This is a genomic window from Methanimicrococcus hacksteinii, assembly GCF_032714515.1.
GTDB lineage: Archaea > Halobacteriota > Methanosarcinia > Methanosarcinales > Methanosarcinaceae > Methanimicrococcus > Methanimicrococcus hacksteinii.
The window spans coordinates 15,321-31,156 of record NZ_JAWDKC010000029.1; the positions used below are offsets into that span (position 1 = coordinate 15,321).

Genomic DNA, 15,836 nt, shown 5'->3' on the forward strand with positions numbered 1-15,836 from the left:
GAACAAAAAATATTCTAAAAACGAAACAAATATTCTAAAAACGAAACAAATATTCTTAAAAAACAAACGGAAATTTTATTTCCGTTTTATTTTCTATTTTTGTAATATAAATTTACAACAAAATTTACGATTTAGACAAAATTCGAAAAGTTTGAATTTCTCATTTTCGCGAACGTCCGTGGTTTTTTAAACAATGATTCCGGCTTTTTCAATGAATCCGCATGTAATTATATCGACAATTTTATAATTAAAGATTGCATTAATAGATATTGAATAGTCAACAACGGACTGATAAAATGCAAAAAGATGATTATTTTAAATTTGAAAGTGAAACACCGGATTTTCCGCTGTATAACGATAATCCGCATATAAGCATCGGTAAATGGGCTGTGATGATATTATCGGCCATTTTAACAATTTTCTTAATTGTGGTTCCTTTGGATTTCCTGTCGGAATTGGGAATATGGAAGAGACTTTTGTATTTAATAATCCCGCTTCTCGGCTTCGGATTTGCGGTAGATTGGAAATTCGGTTTAATCTGCAAAAAATTTAAAAAAGGTGATTTTAAACTGATTGTAATCTTGTTGATTGCCGAGCTCATATTTACATTTTTATTAGATCTCATTTTAATTCATTTCGGCGTTGCCGCGCAAGGAAATCCGATTATTTCCGAATTAACGTCAGTTTCGACATGGCTGATATTTCCGCTTCAGATTTTCGGTGAAGAGCTTATCAAAATTATACCGTTTCTCGTCTTTTTAACGCTGTTTTATAAATTCACGAAAAACAGAAAGATGAGCATCGTCATCGCAACTGTATTGACGCTGGTGATTTTCGCTTTGCTTCATTTGCCGGCATATGAGAGTCTCATCTCAGTTTTGCTCCTTCAGGGGCTTTGCTCAATTTTTACAATGTACGCATATTTAAAAACAAAAAATATTTTTGTCTCTTACGCAATTCATCTTCTGTTAGACACAATCGTCTTTCTCATTTTGCTTTTGTCGACAATTACAGGATAAAAATTCGCGCATTTGAACAATTAAAAAACAGAAAAACGAACACCATTTAATCGGAATAATTTGATAAAGCGGATGGAATAACAGAACAGAAAACAAAATAGAACAGAAAACAAAAAGCAAAACAAAAACAAAAAGCAAAACAAAAACAGAAAACAAAACAAAAACAAAAAGCAAAACAAAAACAGAAAACAAAACAAAAACAAAAAGCAAAACAAAAACAGAAAACAAAACAAAAAGCAAGAGATAAAAACGTAAAAAAGGATTTTTTAAGAGTCAAATATAAAAAGAGTAAAAAAGAAGAGTAAGATTACTCTTCTGCGGGTGCTGCGTCTTCTGCAGCAGTTTCTGCGGCTTCTTCTGCAGCAGGTTCTTCTTCGGGTTCGAGACCGAGTAATTTTTCAACGGTTTTGTCGCCGTAGGCGATGATTTTTGCGTTGATTTGAGCGGTGTCGACTGAGATTTCGTTGCCGCGGATGAACTTTCTTCTTCTCTGACCGTTGATTTTCGGTGAGAAACCGACACCGGATGCGCCGAGAATTTTTCTTTTTGCGGGTCCGGGAAGGTCGCCTTTCATCACAAAGCCGCTTTTGTCGCTGCCGCCTGTGATTTTCATGGTGTAGCCGGTAATGCCGAATGCGCCTGCGTCAATTTCCATGCCGATTGCTTTGCCGTACATGTCTTTTTCTTGTGCCGCGTCGAGTTCGATTTTGTATGATTTGCCCGTTTTCGGGTCTGCGAGGACGATTTTCATTGCCATTTATATTAACTCCGATTAAATTGTTCGTAATGTCATAATGTAAATATGTAAGTAAATTTCCTTTTTGAATATGATAATAAAATATTCAAAGATGAAAGATGAGAATAAAATTAATGATGCTCATAAATCGAATACAATAGACGATATCATCAAAATGAGATCTGAGCCGAAAAATCAGATTCAAAAGAACCGGTCGATTGCTGTCCGAAATGAACAAAAGATTTCCAAGAATTATAAATTCCGTCGTCGTGTGGATACCTAAAACGCTTCATAGTTTATAAATGTTATTCGTGGAAATAGATTGATTATATCGTTTTAGAGCGAACAGATTTGCAATCATCCGTTTTTAAAAGGATTGTCATTCTTTTTTTCCCGGACATAAGCCAAAATGTTTTTCTGAAGAGAAAGACCGCCGGAGGCGAACTGATCCGTCAGAACAAAATCATCCCACAAAGCATTGATTTGAAGTTCCATATCTTCTAAAGCTTTTTTAAAGGATTTATGAGAAGAAGAAATTTCAAAGAGATGATTTTCAATTTTGTAAAGAGCGCCGTCATAAAAAACAACAAGAGGAAGAGGTTTAAACAGTTCCAATTTTGATTTTGAAGAGAGCTGAACCAATTCAAAATGCCCGCCGTCTTCGAAAATCCATATTTTCGTTTGGTTTAAAACACAATTGGTTTTTGTTTTATTTCTCTGAAAAGTAACGGCTGTTTTTTGATTGCCGCTTTTTTTGGAAAGACTGAAAGTTCTTCGCGCCATTTTTCATTTCCGAGGATTGATTTAAAAATGAGATAATAATCTAAAACAGTAAATCTAAAGCAGCAAATCTAAAACAATAGATTTAAAACAGTAAATCTAAAAACAATCAAATAAGAAGGAAAATAATTTGAAATTATTTTCCCCAAAACGGTTTGTCTTTTCTGCGAATCACCAAATATTTTTCAAGCGTTTCCTGTTCATCCGGCGTCAGCGTGTCAAAGATTTCAAATTCCAATACTTTGGAATCGCTTTCGGGAATGTGAACATACAAGATGTCTTCTTCTTTGACCTGGCGGCCGACCGTAACACCATCAATTGCCATTGCGACTTCCATGCCGGCAGTTGCTTTCGGAACCTTTTTTCCGTTGAGTTCAAGCCCTTTGACGGTTCCGACAACGGTTCCGTCGGGAAGCATAACATCGGTGTTGTTTTTCACAACGCCGCCTAAAATACGGACGCCGACGACAGCGGGTTTGCTCTGTCTGAAAACGCAGCCCGGAAGAATTTTGAACTGGCCCGGTTTGATCAGCGTGTCGGAGCGGAGTTTTTCAAGCTCTTCTTCCTGTTCTTTGACAAAGTCCTGATAATCGTCCAAAATGCGGTAAATGACATCGTTTTTGAACACACGGACGTTTCTGAACATGCGGAGGTCGAGCGTTTCATCCAGCATTTCCTGTGCGTCGGGATTGACTTTAACGTTGAATGCTAAAATAACGGAATGTTTCGGATCGGTGATTGTGGACGCTTCCATGACATCACGCTTTGTTATGTCGCCGACTTCCGCTTTTTGAATCTGGATGCCCGCTTTCTTAAATTCGTGAACCATCGCTTCGAGCGAGCCGATTGTATCGGCTTTAATCATAACGCCGTCCGTGTCGGTTTGGATTTGAACGTCGTCAATTTCGGATTTGACTTTTTCAATGACGGCATCCAACGTTTCCGGTGTTGCCGAAATAATCGGAGCGCCGGCAAGCGCGTCGTCAATGTCGGGCGCGGAAATTTTAACACCGGCTGCGGCCGCAGCTTCCGGAATCGGCTGGAATTTGCTTTCATACCGGATTTCGCTGAGCTCACGCGGTTTTAAGAGCGCGCGGACTTTTGTGACAATCGGCTCACCCAGGCGCCCGATGACGACCGTATCGCCTTTCTTGAGCGTTCCGTCATACAAAATCACGTCAATCGTTGTCCCGAGCCCTTTTTCCTCTTTCACTTCCAAAACAGTTCCGACACCGGGACCGTTGATATCGTATTGGAGCGAAGATTCTAAAAAGCGCTGCGCCAAGCCGAGAAGAATCATTAAAACATCGGGGATGCCTTCGCCGGTCAGACCGCTGATCGGAATGACGCCGAGCGTTTTCTGGAAGTCTGTGACGCGGTCGAAGCGATCGGCGCTGAATCCTTGTTCGTAAAGGTGACCGATGACATCATAAAATTTCTGTTCGAAAAGAGCCTGAACTTCAGGCGTCTGTTTTTTGTAAGTCGATAAGAAAGATTCGCCTTTATGGACCTGCCAGCCCAAAATTCTGTCAATCTTGTTGGTCACGACGATGAAAGGCGTTTTGAAACGTTTGAGAATGTTTAAACTTTCAATCGTCTGCGGCTTAAAGCCTTCGTTGATATCGACGACGACGACCGCCAAATCGGCGAGTGATCCGCCGCGGCTGCGAAGTGTTGTAAAAGCATGATGGCCGGGCGTGTCAATAAAAAGCAAACCGGGAACAATGAATTTGTCGGCAAGGCGTTTGTCGCCGCATTTCTCAACAATCACGTCAATCGGCACTTCTGTTGCGCCGATGTGCTGTGTAATTGCGCCGGCTTCTCCTTTAACGATAGCCGTTCCCCGGATTTGATCTAAAAGCGTTGTTTTGCCGTGGTCGACGTGGCCCATCACGCAGACAATCGGCGTTCTTAAATTCTGATTTTCCTCTGCCATAAAAATCACCCCTCAACCAAAATTCGTTGAGAAAATAAATCATAAAATTGTATACCGTAAAATATGCCAAAGAAGTATAAAAACTTGAGAGCGGCATAAATTTACGAAATTGATGAAACAGAATTACAGCAACGGCTTTTCATTATAAAAACGTCACTGTCAGAGAAGAAAACGGCATTCGATAAAAAATCGGACCATGATAAGATTCGGCCGAACTTCAAATTAATTTTTAAAACCAAGATGCGTTTTTTCGATGCATTTTCAGAAAAACGGATACATACGCGCGCGGCGGCGGGCTGCTGCCGGCAGCCGCAATCGGCGGCGGCAAATGCAAACCCGGCGCCAACCGGAAAACAGAAACCTGACACCAACCGGAAACAGAAACCTGACACCAACCGGCAAACGCAAATCTGACACCAACCGGAAACGCAAACCTGACACCAACCGGAAAACGCAAACCTGACAACAACCGGAAAACAGAAACCTGACAACAACCGGAAAACAGAAACCTGACACCAACCGGAAACGCAAACCTGACAACAACCGGAAACGCAAACCCGAAGACAAATGCTCCCGTTCGCGAGAGCGAACGGATGTGATAAAAACGAGCAGATACGGATGCAATACAGCCGGCAGGCAGCAACAAAATGGAAATCTGAAAACAACGGAATCAAATGAAATGAACGAAAAGAATCTGCTTTTCAAAATGTATGACTTTTCATAAAATGAAAAAATTATTGAAACCGATTAAATTCTCCTTCGATTTTATTCAATTGATTTTGATACATTTGATAAAAAGTTTGTATCATTTGTTTAAATTTTTCTTCATCGCCCGAGCGCAGCGCTGAAAGATAGTCCGAACGGTTTTCATTCCCGATTAAAAATTGAGGAAATTTTTCTTTTCGAAGCAAATAATTCATAACTTCACGGCCGACTCTTCCGTTTCCGTCTAAAAACGGATGGATTGTTTCAAACCGGTAATGAAAAATCATAATTTGTTCAAACGGGTATTTTTGCGCTTGGATATTTTCATAAAAATTCCGAATCAATTCATTCAATTCGTCTTCGATGAGTTCGGGCGGCGTATGCTGCAAATCGCACCCGACAATACCGATATTTGAATTTCGGAACTGACCGGGGTTTTCAAGAATATTTGCCATAATCATCGAATGAATTTTTTTGATAAAGGCAACCGAGATTTTCCCGTTGGAATTGTTTGTAAACGAACGCGTTTTGACATAATTTTGGACTTCATTGATTTCCCGCAAATCTTTTTTCGGCGAAAGTCCGTATTCCAAAAGGTCATTCACTTCCGCAAGGGTGAGCGTATTTCCTTCAATTGCTGTCGTTCCGTGAATGTAACCGGTTTCAAATCTTTTTTCAAGATAAGAAGCTTCATCGACAGAAATCTGTTTGAAAAATTCACTGCACATCCATCTTCTCTCTTCCAAAGACAAAAGATCAGATTTTTCCAAATAATCAGAAATATAATAATCAGAAGAGAGTTCCGCTTTTTTTAAAACGGCTTTTTTTTCCAAATCCGTATTCAAAATGTCGGCATTTTGAGGATCCGAAATCGGAACTCTGACCTTTGCTTTTTGATCTTTGAAGCGAATATCTTTAACCAAATTGTATCGGGCATTGCCGTTTTTTTCAATTTTTTCTAAACGGGGTTTATTTTGAGCCATAATTCAAAAAAGGCGGCATTTTATTTAAAGTTGTAGAAAATGCCGCCTTCTAAAAAAATTAAAACAGTTTGACCTGAATTATCAAATCGCTGTCCAGCCGCCGTCAATATTGAGAAGCTGTCCGGTTGTATAAGTTGAAGCGTCCGAAGCGAAATAAATAATCGCGCCGTCTAATTCGCCGGCTTTTCCGGCTCGTCCCATCGGACAATAGGTGTCCAGCACTTGTTTAAATTCGTCTGCTTTCAGAATGTCGCTTGTCATTTCAGATTCAAAGTAAGCGGGACCGATTGCATTCACGGTGATGCCTTCGCGCGCCCATTCGTTGGCAAGGGCTTTTGTCATCATGAAAACGGCGCCTTTTGTTGTCGCGTAAGCCGTCATCATTTTTGAGAAAGGCATCGCCACTCTGGAATGAATGGAGCCTAAGTTGATGATTCTGCCGTATTGGTTTTTCCGCATAATTTTCCCGACTTCGCGGGCGAAGAAATAAACGCCGTTGATGTTGGTTTCCATCATTTGATTCCAAACCTCGTCAGACATTGTGTCAGCCGGCTCACCGATTCCGAGGCCCGCGTTGTTGACTAAAATGTCAATCGTTCCGTAATGGCCGGCGATTGCGGAAACCGCGGTTTTGACGGATTCGGAATCTGTCACGTCGCAAATCTGCGTGAAAACTTCAAACCCTTTGGCTTCCAAATCTTTTTTGACGGCCTCTAATTTTTCGGCTCTTCTTGCAACCAAAGCGAGTTTTGCGCTCTGGTTTCCCAATGCATTCGCGAATTGAACACCTAAACCGCTGGAAGCGCCGGTGACAACTGCAACTTTACCTGTCAGATCGAAATAGTTTTTCATAAATTAAGACCTCCGAAATGTCATTAATATTCGGTATATTAAATAGGTTTGCATTTACAAAAGAACAGTTTGTATTTTCAAAAAACAACATAATTGCAGCAAAATTAGTATTGACTCATAAAAAAAAGTTATAATTAGAAAGGAACATTATTAACTAAAAAGGTGAATAAATGCAGAAAGATTTAACGTGTATTCTTATTCTGTTGCTGTTGATATTTACATTTACACTTCCGGTACAGGGAGCAGAAGATTTTCGAGAATCAGATTTAGATGATGAAATAATACAATCATTTATTGACAAAGGATCCGGCACCGATGCCAATACTTTAAATGAGATTCTTCAGCAGCCTGACGTTTTAGCGGTTTATGGTTTGATCCCCGACAAAAAAGCAGGTGTCGAAGCTTATGAATGGTGGTTGTTATTAGATGAAATTGTAACAGAAGTTGCGAATGACAAAGAATTTCAAAAGAAATATATGAACTGCATCGGAGCGCATACAGACGGATACATTTATGTCAAAATCGAAGAAGGCGAAACAAACATAAAAATGAAGGAAATGGAAACCGTCCGGCAAATCATTAACACTTATGCGGCAAAAAAAGGAATAAAAGATGTTCCTTTCGTCATAAAAATTGCCGACGAAGCATATACGTTTGAACAAAAGATTGAAAATGCGCCGCAGCATGAAAAATCCGATTCTTCGCTGAAAACAATTAACGAGACCCATGACAACAAAAAAGGAATTTTGCTGAAAATAAAAAATCTGTTCATTCATTTTTTTAAATCTTCTTGATATAAATTTTCATTTTAAGACCCGATTTTCGATTAGAGAAATGCGTTTCTTGATTGAAGATAGAATTTCTTGAAAAACGAGAGACTTTTTTGATTTATTTTTGAAAAGCTGTGCGGCTCGCGCGCGGAGAACGGCGGCGGATCAGCAGAAGCAGGCCTACCGGTCTGCAACCGTATTTACGAAAACAGTAAAGCAGCGGCAGCAAACGAAAAACTGCAAATGAAAAACTGCAAGATATCTGCGCCGACACTCGCTAAAACGAGCAGTGTGTAAAAACCAAAATAAAATTCAGACAAATCAATCAAACAAATCAATCAAAACAAACCAATCAAAACAAATCAATCAAAACAAACCAATCAAAACAAACCAATCAAAAAAAAACCAATCAAAAAAAAACCAATCAAAACAAATTAAAAATAAAAAAGAATGAATCAAACACAGTCGTTTGATTCTGAAAGATTTAAATTATTCGTACAAGCACGCGTCGTCGCATCTCGGGTAAGAGATGAGCGCTGCGTCGCCGAAGTGAATTTTAATTTCGCGTTCTGCCGCCTCGGGTGAGTCGGATGCGTGAACGAGGTTTCTGCCGGTGTCGACAGCGAAGTCGCCGCGGATGGTTCCGGGGGCTGCTTCTGCGGGTTTTGTGGCGCCGTTGATTGCGCGCATGATCTTAATTGAGTCGCCGCCTTCAACGACCAAAGACAAGGACGGGGCGGATGTAATGAATTCGACAAGACCTGCGAAGAACGGGCGTTCGGCGTGTTCTGCATAGTGTTCTTTGGCTTTTGCTTCTTCCATCACGGCAAACTTCATGCCGACGATTTTGAGGCCTTTCTTTTCAATTCTTGAGAGGACTTCGCCCATCAAACCGCGTGCAACGCCGTCGGGTTTAACCATAACATATGTGCGTTCCATAAAAAATCACCATTAACTGATATTGAATTTAAGTAAAAATTAACAAAATAAATTTCAAAACGACTTAAATTAATCCAAGAATGAATTCGTTAATTAATCCCGAATGAATAAAAGTCAAAAATAAAAAAATGAAAAAGAAGTCAAAAGACTTACTTTCTCTTTTGTTCGGCACGGCCCTTTTCGGTCCAGATTGTTTTTCTCGGAAGTCTTCCCATTGTCAAATTGTTTTGGCATTTGGAAGAGCACAAGAAAAACGTTGCGCCGTCTTTCTTAACATAAAGTTTGCCGGTACCGGGTTCAACCATTTTTCCGCAAAAACTGCATTTTCTTTGTTCCATTTTGAATCACCGTTTACCTCATGCTCAATTTCTTGGCTTCACGTGATGTTTCAATCAACATCAAGATGTCGCCGACACGAACGGGACCGACGCAGTTTCTGGTGATGACGCGGCCTTTGTCGCGTCCTTCCAAGATTCTGCACTGGATCTGACTGGCTTCACCGTGCATACCGGTGTTTCCGATGATTTCAATCACTTCGGCCGGAAAACCGTTTGCGTTGTTAAATTCTTCTGCCATAATTTATCTCTCCTAATGCTGACGCTTTATTTAGTTTTTGAGAGCGGCAGTTTTCTGTGCGATATCGTCAATCAATTCGGATGCTTTGCCGGCATCTGTGATTGCAACAGCAGCACAGCCGACGGAAAGGCCGCATGCGGCTCCGAGGTCTTTCTGCTCTTTAACGAAAATATATGCGGCACCCTTTTCTTCACAGAGCGGGCCGAGGTGGGCAATGATTTCGACGGGTTCGACGTTTTCGGCGATGACAACGAGTTTTGCAGTACCTCTTTCGATGGTTTTGGTTGCTTCGTTGGTTCCTTTCTTAATTTTACCGCCGTCTCTTGCTGCTTCCACAGCTTCTAATGCGCTCTTTTGAAGTTCTTCAGGGGCTTCGAATTTTGCAATTGCCATATAAATCAATCTCCTTCAAGCCGGGAATGTTTTAGAATATTTTTCAAGATTTCAAAGCCGATAACGGCTGAAAACAGAAATGAAAAACAACTCCCAACTTTCATTATTCATAGTTGTTCTATTGACTAAAATCTTGAATCGTAATTGAGTAACCGCTTTAATTTGAATTGAATAAAAGCGTAAACCAAACGTAAATCGAAATCAAGTCTCAGATTAAAACAGGATTTAGAAGGAAATATTGCATATAAAGGTTTCTGAAAAAGAACCAAAAAGACATTTGAAACCCAAAAAGAACGGGAAAAAACACAAAAACATAATACAAAAACAAACACAAAAACAAAAACAAACACAAATACAAAAAAACAAACACAAAAGCAAACAAAAAAAACGAACAAACAAAAATCAGATATAAAAACGGACAAAAAATGAAAAATAAGACTCAAAATTGATTCACAAAAAATGAATCAATTGAGAGAAACTTAAAATTTTAATTTTAAAAATCAAGCTGTTGAGCTCTGCTGTGTATGCTTGGAAACAAGCTGGTACAAAGTATTTGTATCGGTCATGAAAGCCGTGTAATCAGAGCCGTCGACATATGTTTTCATAACATTGCCTTCTTCCGTGATTGTGAATTCAGTGCCTGTTGCATTTTCGGCAAGGTCTCTGACATCTTGTTTCATTTCATCGCTCGGATTCAAGATGATGGATTCCAATTGGAAAGACAGCTGGAAAGTTGTCATATTCAAGTATTGGGAAGAGCGCTGGTAGTATTTGTCGTAGTTGCTGCCGTCGTTGGCTTTGTAGACGATGATTTCATCGTAAGTGTCCGTGTCGTCGGCGTGGGCCAAGATGTCGTTTAAAGTGGTTGAGCCGGAAGCTTTGCCTTCCAAAACGTCAATGGCTTTTTTTGCCAAAGTGTTGTCGGAAAGGTAGTTGAAGAAAGAAGCGATAATAATCGGGCTGCCGACAACGACGCGCTGAGCGGCGTGCGTAAAGATGATGTTGTAGCCGTCGTAATTTTCATACTGCGGTTTTTTGCCGCTGATGAGAATGCTTACGTTTTCTTCGCTTTCGAGCGGGTAGTAAGCCAGCATTCCGGTTTGGTAGGACGCGACCAGTCTCTTATCGGATTCTGCGCCGGGGAAAGCTTCTTTGATGCCCTGATCAATCGAATCATTGCTGTAAATCTTGAGAATGTTAATGCTCAAAACATCTTCGGGAACATAACCCGCCGCATCTTTTGCGTTTTTAAACGTGAAATTGGCATGCGTTCCGGGAACATCTGTGAGAGGATATTCGGTTGTTGTGTTGTCATCGCCGGTCAGGCTGTCGTAGCCGTAAAGAATACCGACAAAAACGGCGGATCCGACCATAATGAGGATGGCAAAAATTGCGCCGAACTTCATCCACTTATTTTTTTCTTCTTTCATAATAACACCTTGAAATGATAAACAATAAAACGATAAACCAAAATTAACAGAACTAAAGCTGTAAGCCGGAATGAAACCTGCCGACCCGCGTAAACTAATACAGCAAAATCATTTTTCTCCTATAAAAATATTAATGAAAGAAAGGTTGAAAAAAGACTTTCCGTCCGCCAAATTCAAAGAAAAAATCAAAAAACCGAAAATAAATAATCCGAGAATAAATAATCCGAAAATAAATAATCCGAAAAATCAAGAAGATTTGAAAAATTCAAAAAATCCGGTTGTCTGAAAGGCTGTATTAAAAAGGGAGGAGAAAATTAATCTCCTCTGTAAATTTTGATGGCTTCTTCGATCGGAACGCGCTGGACGGTTAACGCATTAATCGCGTTGCACATGCGAACAGCTTCCTCCAGCGGTTTTTGGTGAATGTTTCTGCCGGTCGCATTGCCTGCGGCGCCGCTGACATTCAATTGTTTGTACAATTCTTTCAGGAAGTCTTCGGGCTCGGCATTGGATCCGCCGGCGCAAACCACTTTTGTCCGTCCCGCGGCAGTCACTGCTTCTTTAAGCAGAACTGCAGAGTCACGGCCGTCTTTTGCGCGCGGGGCATTGACTTTGACGAAATCGGAATTCAAACAGGCAGCAACTCCTGTTGCGCCGGCGATGAGATGTCCGTCTTTTTCATCAATGACCGCTTTGCCGCGGGGATAAATCCATAGAACGGTGAGAAGACCGAATCTGTGCGCCTCATAAATCAATTGAGCTGCTTCTGCCAGCATATCGGATTCATATTCGCTGCCGAGATAAATCGTGTAGCCGATGCCGACAATGTTGAGGCCGCTGTTTTCTTTGAATTCCATCAATTGGTCAACGCTGTACAGCTGACCGCTGTACGGGTCGGCCTGTGAGGTTTTAACGAGATGTGTTTTGGAATTCATTTTGACCAGATAGGCCAAGTCGGGATAATCCATGCCGTAGCGGGCGAGAAGTCCCATCTGCGTTGCGAAAACCCCGATCTCCGCATTTTGAGCAATCTTGAACAAATGTTCGGGATCATTATCCTCTTCGGGAATATTATCGCCGTAAAAGTCGTCGTTCAAATGTTCGATTTTCTGGTCGCCTGCAAAAAGCATTAAACGGCCGCTGTTTTGTGTTGCGCGGAGATAATTGGCGACATAATCGTCGCGAAAATCAGCCAACACGTCTAAAGGAACTAAAACATCTTTATCAGAAATTATGGACATGGTCAACAAAACCTCAAATTTGTAAAACAATAACAGTCAATGATTCAAAACAATTTGAAAAATTATAAGATATTGGTAATAGAACGGGAATTATTAAAGCATTTTGTTAACCCAAAAAAAGAACAGCGCCTCTGCAAGTAATTTGATTTGAAAATAATCCGGTTTTCATATCAAACGTACTTTTCGCATTTTCGACATTTACATATTTTCACTTATTTTTTCACTCGTTTTTCACTTGTTTTTCACGTATTTTTGCAAAATATTTAGTGTTGCCCGTGACCCAAAATTAAAAATTCCATGTCCGAAAAAAACCAAATATTGTTAAATAATAAAAAAATGAAAATGATAAACGATGCTTAAACGCATCATTATATAATATGAGAGGTGGATTTATGAGTATAGAAGAAGAAATAGAGAAATTTTCCAAAGAGAACGGTTTTCAATTATTTGGGGTGGCTGACATCGCCGAGCTGGAAAAAATAGAATTCCCGGACGGCAGAGGGATGGAAAAACCTTCGGAGTTCATGAAAAGAGCGATGATCGAGGATGCCAAATCCATAATCGTGCTGGGAATGGTTATTTGGGACGAAGGTATGAATGCAGCCGTCAACGCATCCGGGGGGGATTTCAGCGGCGGCGGGGCAGAATACTACAACCTTTACTATGAAGTACTGGAGACCCGCGGATGGAGAGTAAGCGAATGGCTGACAAGGGAGAAAGGCTTCAGGACCATTCCGTCGCCGACGGTTCATCTTAAGCTGGCGGCACACCTTTCCGGATTGGGATTTATCGGCCACAACACTCAGGTGATTACGCCGGAATACGGACCGCGTGTCCGCTGGATAGCGCTGTTCACGACGGCGGATCTGGAAAAAGGAAAACCGTTTGACAGAGATCTTTGCGCTGAACAGCCGCTTTGCAAGAACGAATCCCTGTGTGTGAAATCTTGCCCGTACCGTGCGATAATTCCGGGTCCTTCACAAGGCGTTGAGCCGGGGAAGAAGGTGGACTATGACGGGTGTGTTGTCGCGCACGAGTTTGATCCGGTTCCCGACAAAAAATGGGAGAAATACATACGAAGAATTACGGAACGCGGATTCATGGAATGCACAATATGCAACCGTTCGTGTCCGTACGGGAAGATAGTCGATGACGAAATTATCCCGATGAAAAGCGGCAAACAATAATCATTTCACAAAACAAACAGCAGAAAGGGGGATATTATCATCAGCATTTAGGGCGCTTACCCTCTTTCTGTTAAAATGTTAATAACTATTTTTCGTACATATAACTGACTTTTCGTTCAAAGCCAATCAGAAAAGAGAACAGAAGAGAAACAGAGGAGAGAACGGAAGAGAAACAGAGGAGAGAACGGAGAAGAAAAAGATGACAGAAGAAAACTCCCGGGAGTTATATGCCGCGTTTAAATCCAAAGACAGCCGATTCGACGGACGTTTTTTTGTCGGTGTTTCATCGACCGGAATATATTGCCGCCCCGTTTGCCGCGCAAAAATGCCTAAAGCTGAAAATTGCACTTATTACAAGACAGCGGCAGAAGCGGAATATGCCGGATTCCGGCCGTGCCTTTCATGCCGCCCGGAACTTGCGCCCGGCACAATGATTACGCCCACCGACGCAACAGCAGATCTTGCTCACCGCGCAGCAAGGCTTTTGGAAAGAGAATGCGGAAGCGGACAAAAAGTAGAAGAACTGGCTGCCCGACTCGGCTGCACCGGCAGGCATTTGCGCAGAGCATTTACTGCAGAATACAATGTTCCGCCGGTTCAATATTTACAAACCTGCCGATTGCTGCTTTCAAAAAACCTGCTCATGCAGACAGACCTTCCCGTACATAAGATCGCAAAAGCTTCGGGGTTCAGAGACTTGCGGCATTTTAATGTGTTGTTTAAAAAACAATATCATCTTACACCAACAATGATCCGCCGCCAAAAATCGGAAAAGGAAAAACAATCCGAAACTGTCACTTTGGCATTGGGTTATCGGCCGCCATATCAATGGCAGCAAATTCTTGACTTTTTAGAAGCGCGTGCAATTTCGGGCGTGGAAATTGTCCGAAACGATGAATACTTGCGCACCGTACATATTACCGCAGAAGAGCAGCACCTGTACGGCTGGGTACGTGTCGGCAACCGGCCGGACAAAAATGTTTTGACCGTCACAATTTCTGAAACCTTGCTTCCGGCGCTCCCGGATATTCTTTTCAGAATACGGCATTTATTTGATTTGTACTGTGATCCCGATGCGGTGTATGAAACGCTGTCGGAAATGAATGACATTAAATCCGATCTTTGCGTTTTGGGAACGCGGCTGCCGGGCTGTTTTGATCCGTATGAAACGGCTGTTCGGGCAGTTTTGGGACAGCAGATTACGGTCAAAGCGGCGCGCACCTTGGCCGGCAGACTGGCGGAAACGTACGGAACACCGATTCAAACCGGAATTGAGGGGCTGACACATACATTCCCGCAGCCTGAAAATATTTTGGATTTAAGCGATTCAATCACGGAAAACTTAGGGCTTTTGGGAATTATTTCGGCGCGCTCGAAAACAATTTTAATGCTGTCTCAGGCGTTTGTAAACGGCAGCATAGATTTTGAATTTTGTATTCAGCCGGAAATTGAAATGAAAAAATTATTGAAAATTACGGGAATCGGCCCTTGGACGGCGAAATATATCGCGATGCGGACAATGGGATGGCCGGATGTTTTTCTTGAAACAGATGCGGGCATTAAAAAAGCATTGGCGCCGAGAACGGAAAAAGAAATGGCAGAGATGGCTTTGGCATGGAAGCCGTGGCGCAGTTACGCGACAATTAATTTGTGGAATTCATTAGAATAAAAATACAGGAGAAATTAAATGTATTATTCAACGAACTATCCGTCATCTTTGGGTTTAATTACATTAGCAAGCGACGGTGAAAACCTTATCGGATTATGGATTGAAGGACAAAAATATCACGGTGATACCGTCAAAGAAGAAATGATTCAAAACGATGACTTGCCCGTCTTCGAATCGGCGAAAAATTGGCTGGACAGATATTTCAAAGGAGAAGAGCCGGCAATTTCAGAATTACCGCTCGCACCGATCGGCGGCGAATTCCGTCGGGCCGTTTGGAAAATTTTATGCGAAATCCCTTACGGAGAATACATAACATACGGCGATATCGCAAGAAAAGTTGCCGTTCAAATGAACAAAACGAGTATGTCCGGACAAGCAGTCGGCGGCGCTGTCGGGCACAATCCGATTTCAATCATTATTCCTTGCCATCGGGTGGTCGGATCAAACGGCAGTTTGACGGGATACGCGGGCGGCATTGATAAAAAAATCAAATTGCTTGAACATGAAGGCGTTGACACGTCGTGTTTATCGGTTCCGAAAAAAGGAACAGCGTTGTGAACCCAAATCCGAAAAAAAAAAAAAAAAAAAAAAAAAAAAAAAAAAAAAAAAAAAAAAAAAAG

General features: G+C 41.5%; 17 protein-coding genes. 5 read left to right on the top strand and 12 right to left on the bottom strand.

Features of this window, described 5'->3' with window-relative positions:
• The first annotated feature begins 296 nt into the window (after positions 1 to 296).
• On the top strand, positions 297 to 1,019 hold the full coding sequence (locus MmiAt1_RS08330; RefSeq protein ID WP_318786424.1) for a CPBP family intramembrane glutamic endopeptidase: 723 nt from the start codon (positions 297 to 299) through the stop codon (positions 1,017 to 1,019).
• A 307-nt stretch (positions 1,020 to 1,326) separates the two neighbouring features.
• Here the strand turns inward: MmiAt1_RS08330 and MmiAt1_RS08335 are convergent, their stop codons facing one another.
• From MmiAt1_RS08335 to MmiAt1_RS08360, 6 genes are all read right to left on the bottom strand, one after another.
• On the bottom strand, positions 1,327 to 1,776 hold the full coding sequence (locus MmiAt1_RS08335; protein ID WP_318786425.1) for a 30S ribosomal protein S6e: 450 nt from the start codon (positions 1,774 to 1,776) through the stop codon (positions 1,327 to 1,329).
• A 336-nt stretch (positions 1,777 to 2,112) separates the two neighbouring features.
• On the bottom strand, positions 2,113 to 2,538 hold the full coding sequence (locus MmiAt1_RS08340; protein ID WP_318786426.1) for a hypothetical protein: 426 nt from the start codon (positions 2,536 to 2,538) through the stop codon (positions 2,113 to 2,115).
• A gap of 133 nt (positions 2,539 to 2,671) precedes the next feature.
• Entirely contained in the window at positions 2,672 to 4,471 is a 1,800-nt protein-coding gene (gene infB / locus MmiAt1_RS08345; RefSeq protein ID WP_318786427.1) for a translation initiation factor IF-2, read from the bottom strand.
• A 229-nt stretch (positions 4,472 to 4,700) separates the two neighbouring features.
• A complete protein-coding gene (locus MmiAt1_RS08350; RefSeq protein WP_318786428.1) occupies positions 4,701 to 5,117 on the bottom strand; it encodes a hypothetical protein in 417 nt (138 codons plus the stop codon).
• Between the two features lie 88 nt (positions 5,118 to 5,205).
• Positions 5,206 to 6,159, bottom strand: a complete 954-nt coding sequence (locus MmiAt1_RS08355) for a Fic family protein (RefSeq protein ID WP_318786429.1) — start codon at positions 6,157 to 6,159, stop codon at positions 5,206 to 5,208.
• Between the two features lie 81 nt (positions 6,160 to 6,240).
• On the bottom strand, positions 6,241 to 7,011 hold the full coding sequence (locus tag MmiAt1_RS08360) for an SDR family oxidoreductase (protein WP_318786430.1): 771 nt from the start codon (positions 7,009 to 7,011) through the stop codon (positions 6,241 to 6,243).
• Between the two features lie 170 nt (positions 7,012 to 7,181).
• On the opposite strand from MmiAt1_RS08360, the gene MmiAt1_RS08365 reads away from it, so the two are divergent.
• Positions 7,182 to 7,805, top strand: a complete 624-nt coding sequence (locus MmiAt1_RS08365) for a hypothetical protein (RefSeq protein WP_318786431.1) — start codon at positions 7,182 to 7,184, stop codon at positions 7,803 to 7,805.
• A gap of 465 nt (positions 7,806 to 8,270) precedes the next feature.
• Here MmiAt1_RS08365 and ndk read toward each other — a convergent pair whose 3' ends face one another.
• The 6 genes from ndk to MmiAt1_RS08395 all read right to left on the bottom strand — a co-directional run bounded on the left by ndk (position 8,271) and on the right by MmiAt1_RS08395 (position 12,360).
• A complete protein-coding gene (ndk, locus tag MmiAt1_RS08370) occupies positions 8,271 to 8,720 on the bottom strand; it encodes a nucleoside-diphosphate kinase (RefSeq protein ID WP_318786432.1) in 450 nt (149 codons plus the stop codon).
• A gap of 149 nt (positions 8,721 to 8,869) precedes the next feature.
• Positions 8,870 to 9,058: a 50S ribosomal protein L24e gene (locus MmiAt1_RS08375; RefSeq protein ID WP_133517274.1), complete on the bottom strand. Its 189-nt coding sequence runs from the start codon at positions 9,056 to 9,058 to the stop codon at positions 8,870 to 8,872.
• A 13-nt stretch (positions 9,059 to 9,071) separates the two neighbouring features.
• Entirely contained in the window at positions 9,072 to 9,296 is a 225-nt protein-coding gene (locus MmiAt1_RS08380; protein WP_318786433.1) for a 30S ribosomal protein S28e, read from the bottom strand.
• Positions 9,297 to 9,326: 30 nt separating this feature from the next.
• Complete coding sequence (gene rpl7ae, locus MmiAt1_RS08385) at positions 9,327 to 9,689, bottom strand: 50S ribosomal protein L7Ae (RefSeq protein WP_318786434.1); 363 nt, start codon at positions 9,687 to 9,689, stop codon at positions 9,327 to 9,329.
• 500 nt (positions 9,690 to 10,189) lie between these two features.
• The gene (locus MmiAt1_RS08390; protein WP_318786435.1) at positions 10,190 to 11,119 is read right to left on the bottom strand and encodes a hypothetical protein; all 930 of its coding nucleotides are present in this window, start codon (positions 11,117 to 11,119) and stop codon (positions 10,190 to 10,192) included.
• A gap of 314 nt (positions 11,120 to 11,433) precedes the next feature.
• Positions 11,434 to 12,360, bottom strand: coding sequence for a beta/alpha barrel domain-containing protein (locus MmiAt1_RS08395; protein ID WP_318786436.1), 927 nt, complete (start codon positions 12,358 to 12,360; stop codon positions 11,434 to 11,436).
• A gap of 392 nt (positions 12,361 to 12,752) precedes the next feature.
• On the opposite strand from MmiAt1_RS08395, the gene MmiAt1_RS08400 reads away from it, so the two are divergent.
• The 3 genes from MmiAt1_RS08400 to MmiAt1_RS08410 all read left to right on the top strand — a co-directional run bounded on the left by MmiAt1_RS08400 (position 12,753) and on the right by MmiAt1_RS08410 (position 15,774).
• The gene (locus MmiAt1_RS08400; protein WP_318786437.1) at positions 12,753 to 13,547 is read left to right on the top strand and encodes an epoxyqueuosine reductase; all 795 of its coding nucleotides are present in this window, start codon (positions 12,753 to 12,755) and stop codon (positions 13,545 to 13,547) included.
• A gap of 199 nt (positions 13,548 to 13,746) precedes the next feature.
• Positions 13,747 to 15,216, top strand: coding sequence for an AlkA N-terminal domain-containing protein (locus MmiAt1_RS08405; protein ID WP_318786438.1), 1,470 nt, complete (start codon positions 13,747 to 13,749; stop codon positions 15,214 to 15,216).
• A gap of 18 nt (positions 15,217 to 15,234) precedes the next feature.
• Entirely contained in the window at positions 15,235 to 15,774 is a 540-nt protein-coding gene (locus MmiAt1_RS08410) for a methylated-DNA--[protein]-cysteine S-methyltransferase (RefSeq protein WP_318786439.1), read from the top strand.
• Positions 15,775 to 15,836: the final 62 nt, after the last annotated feature.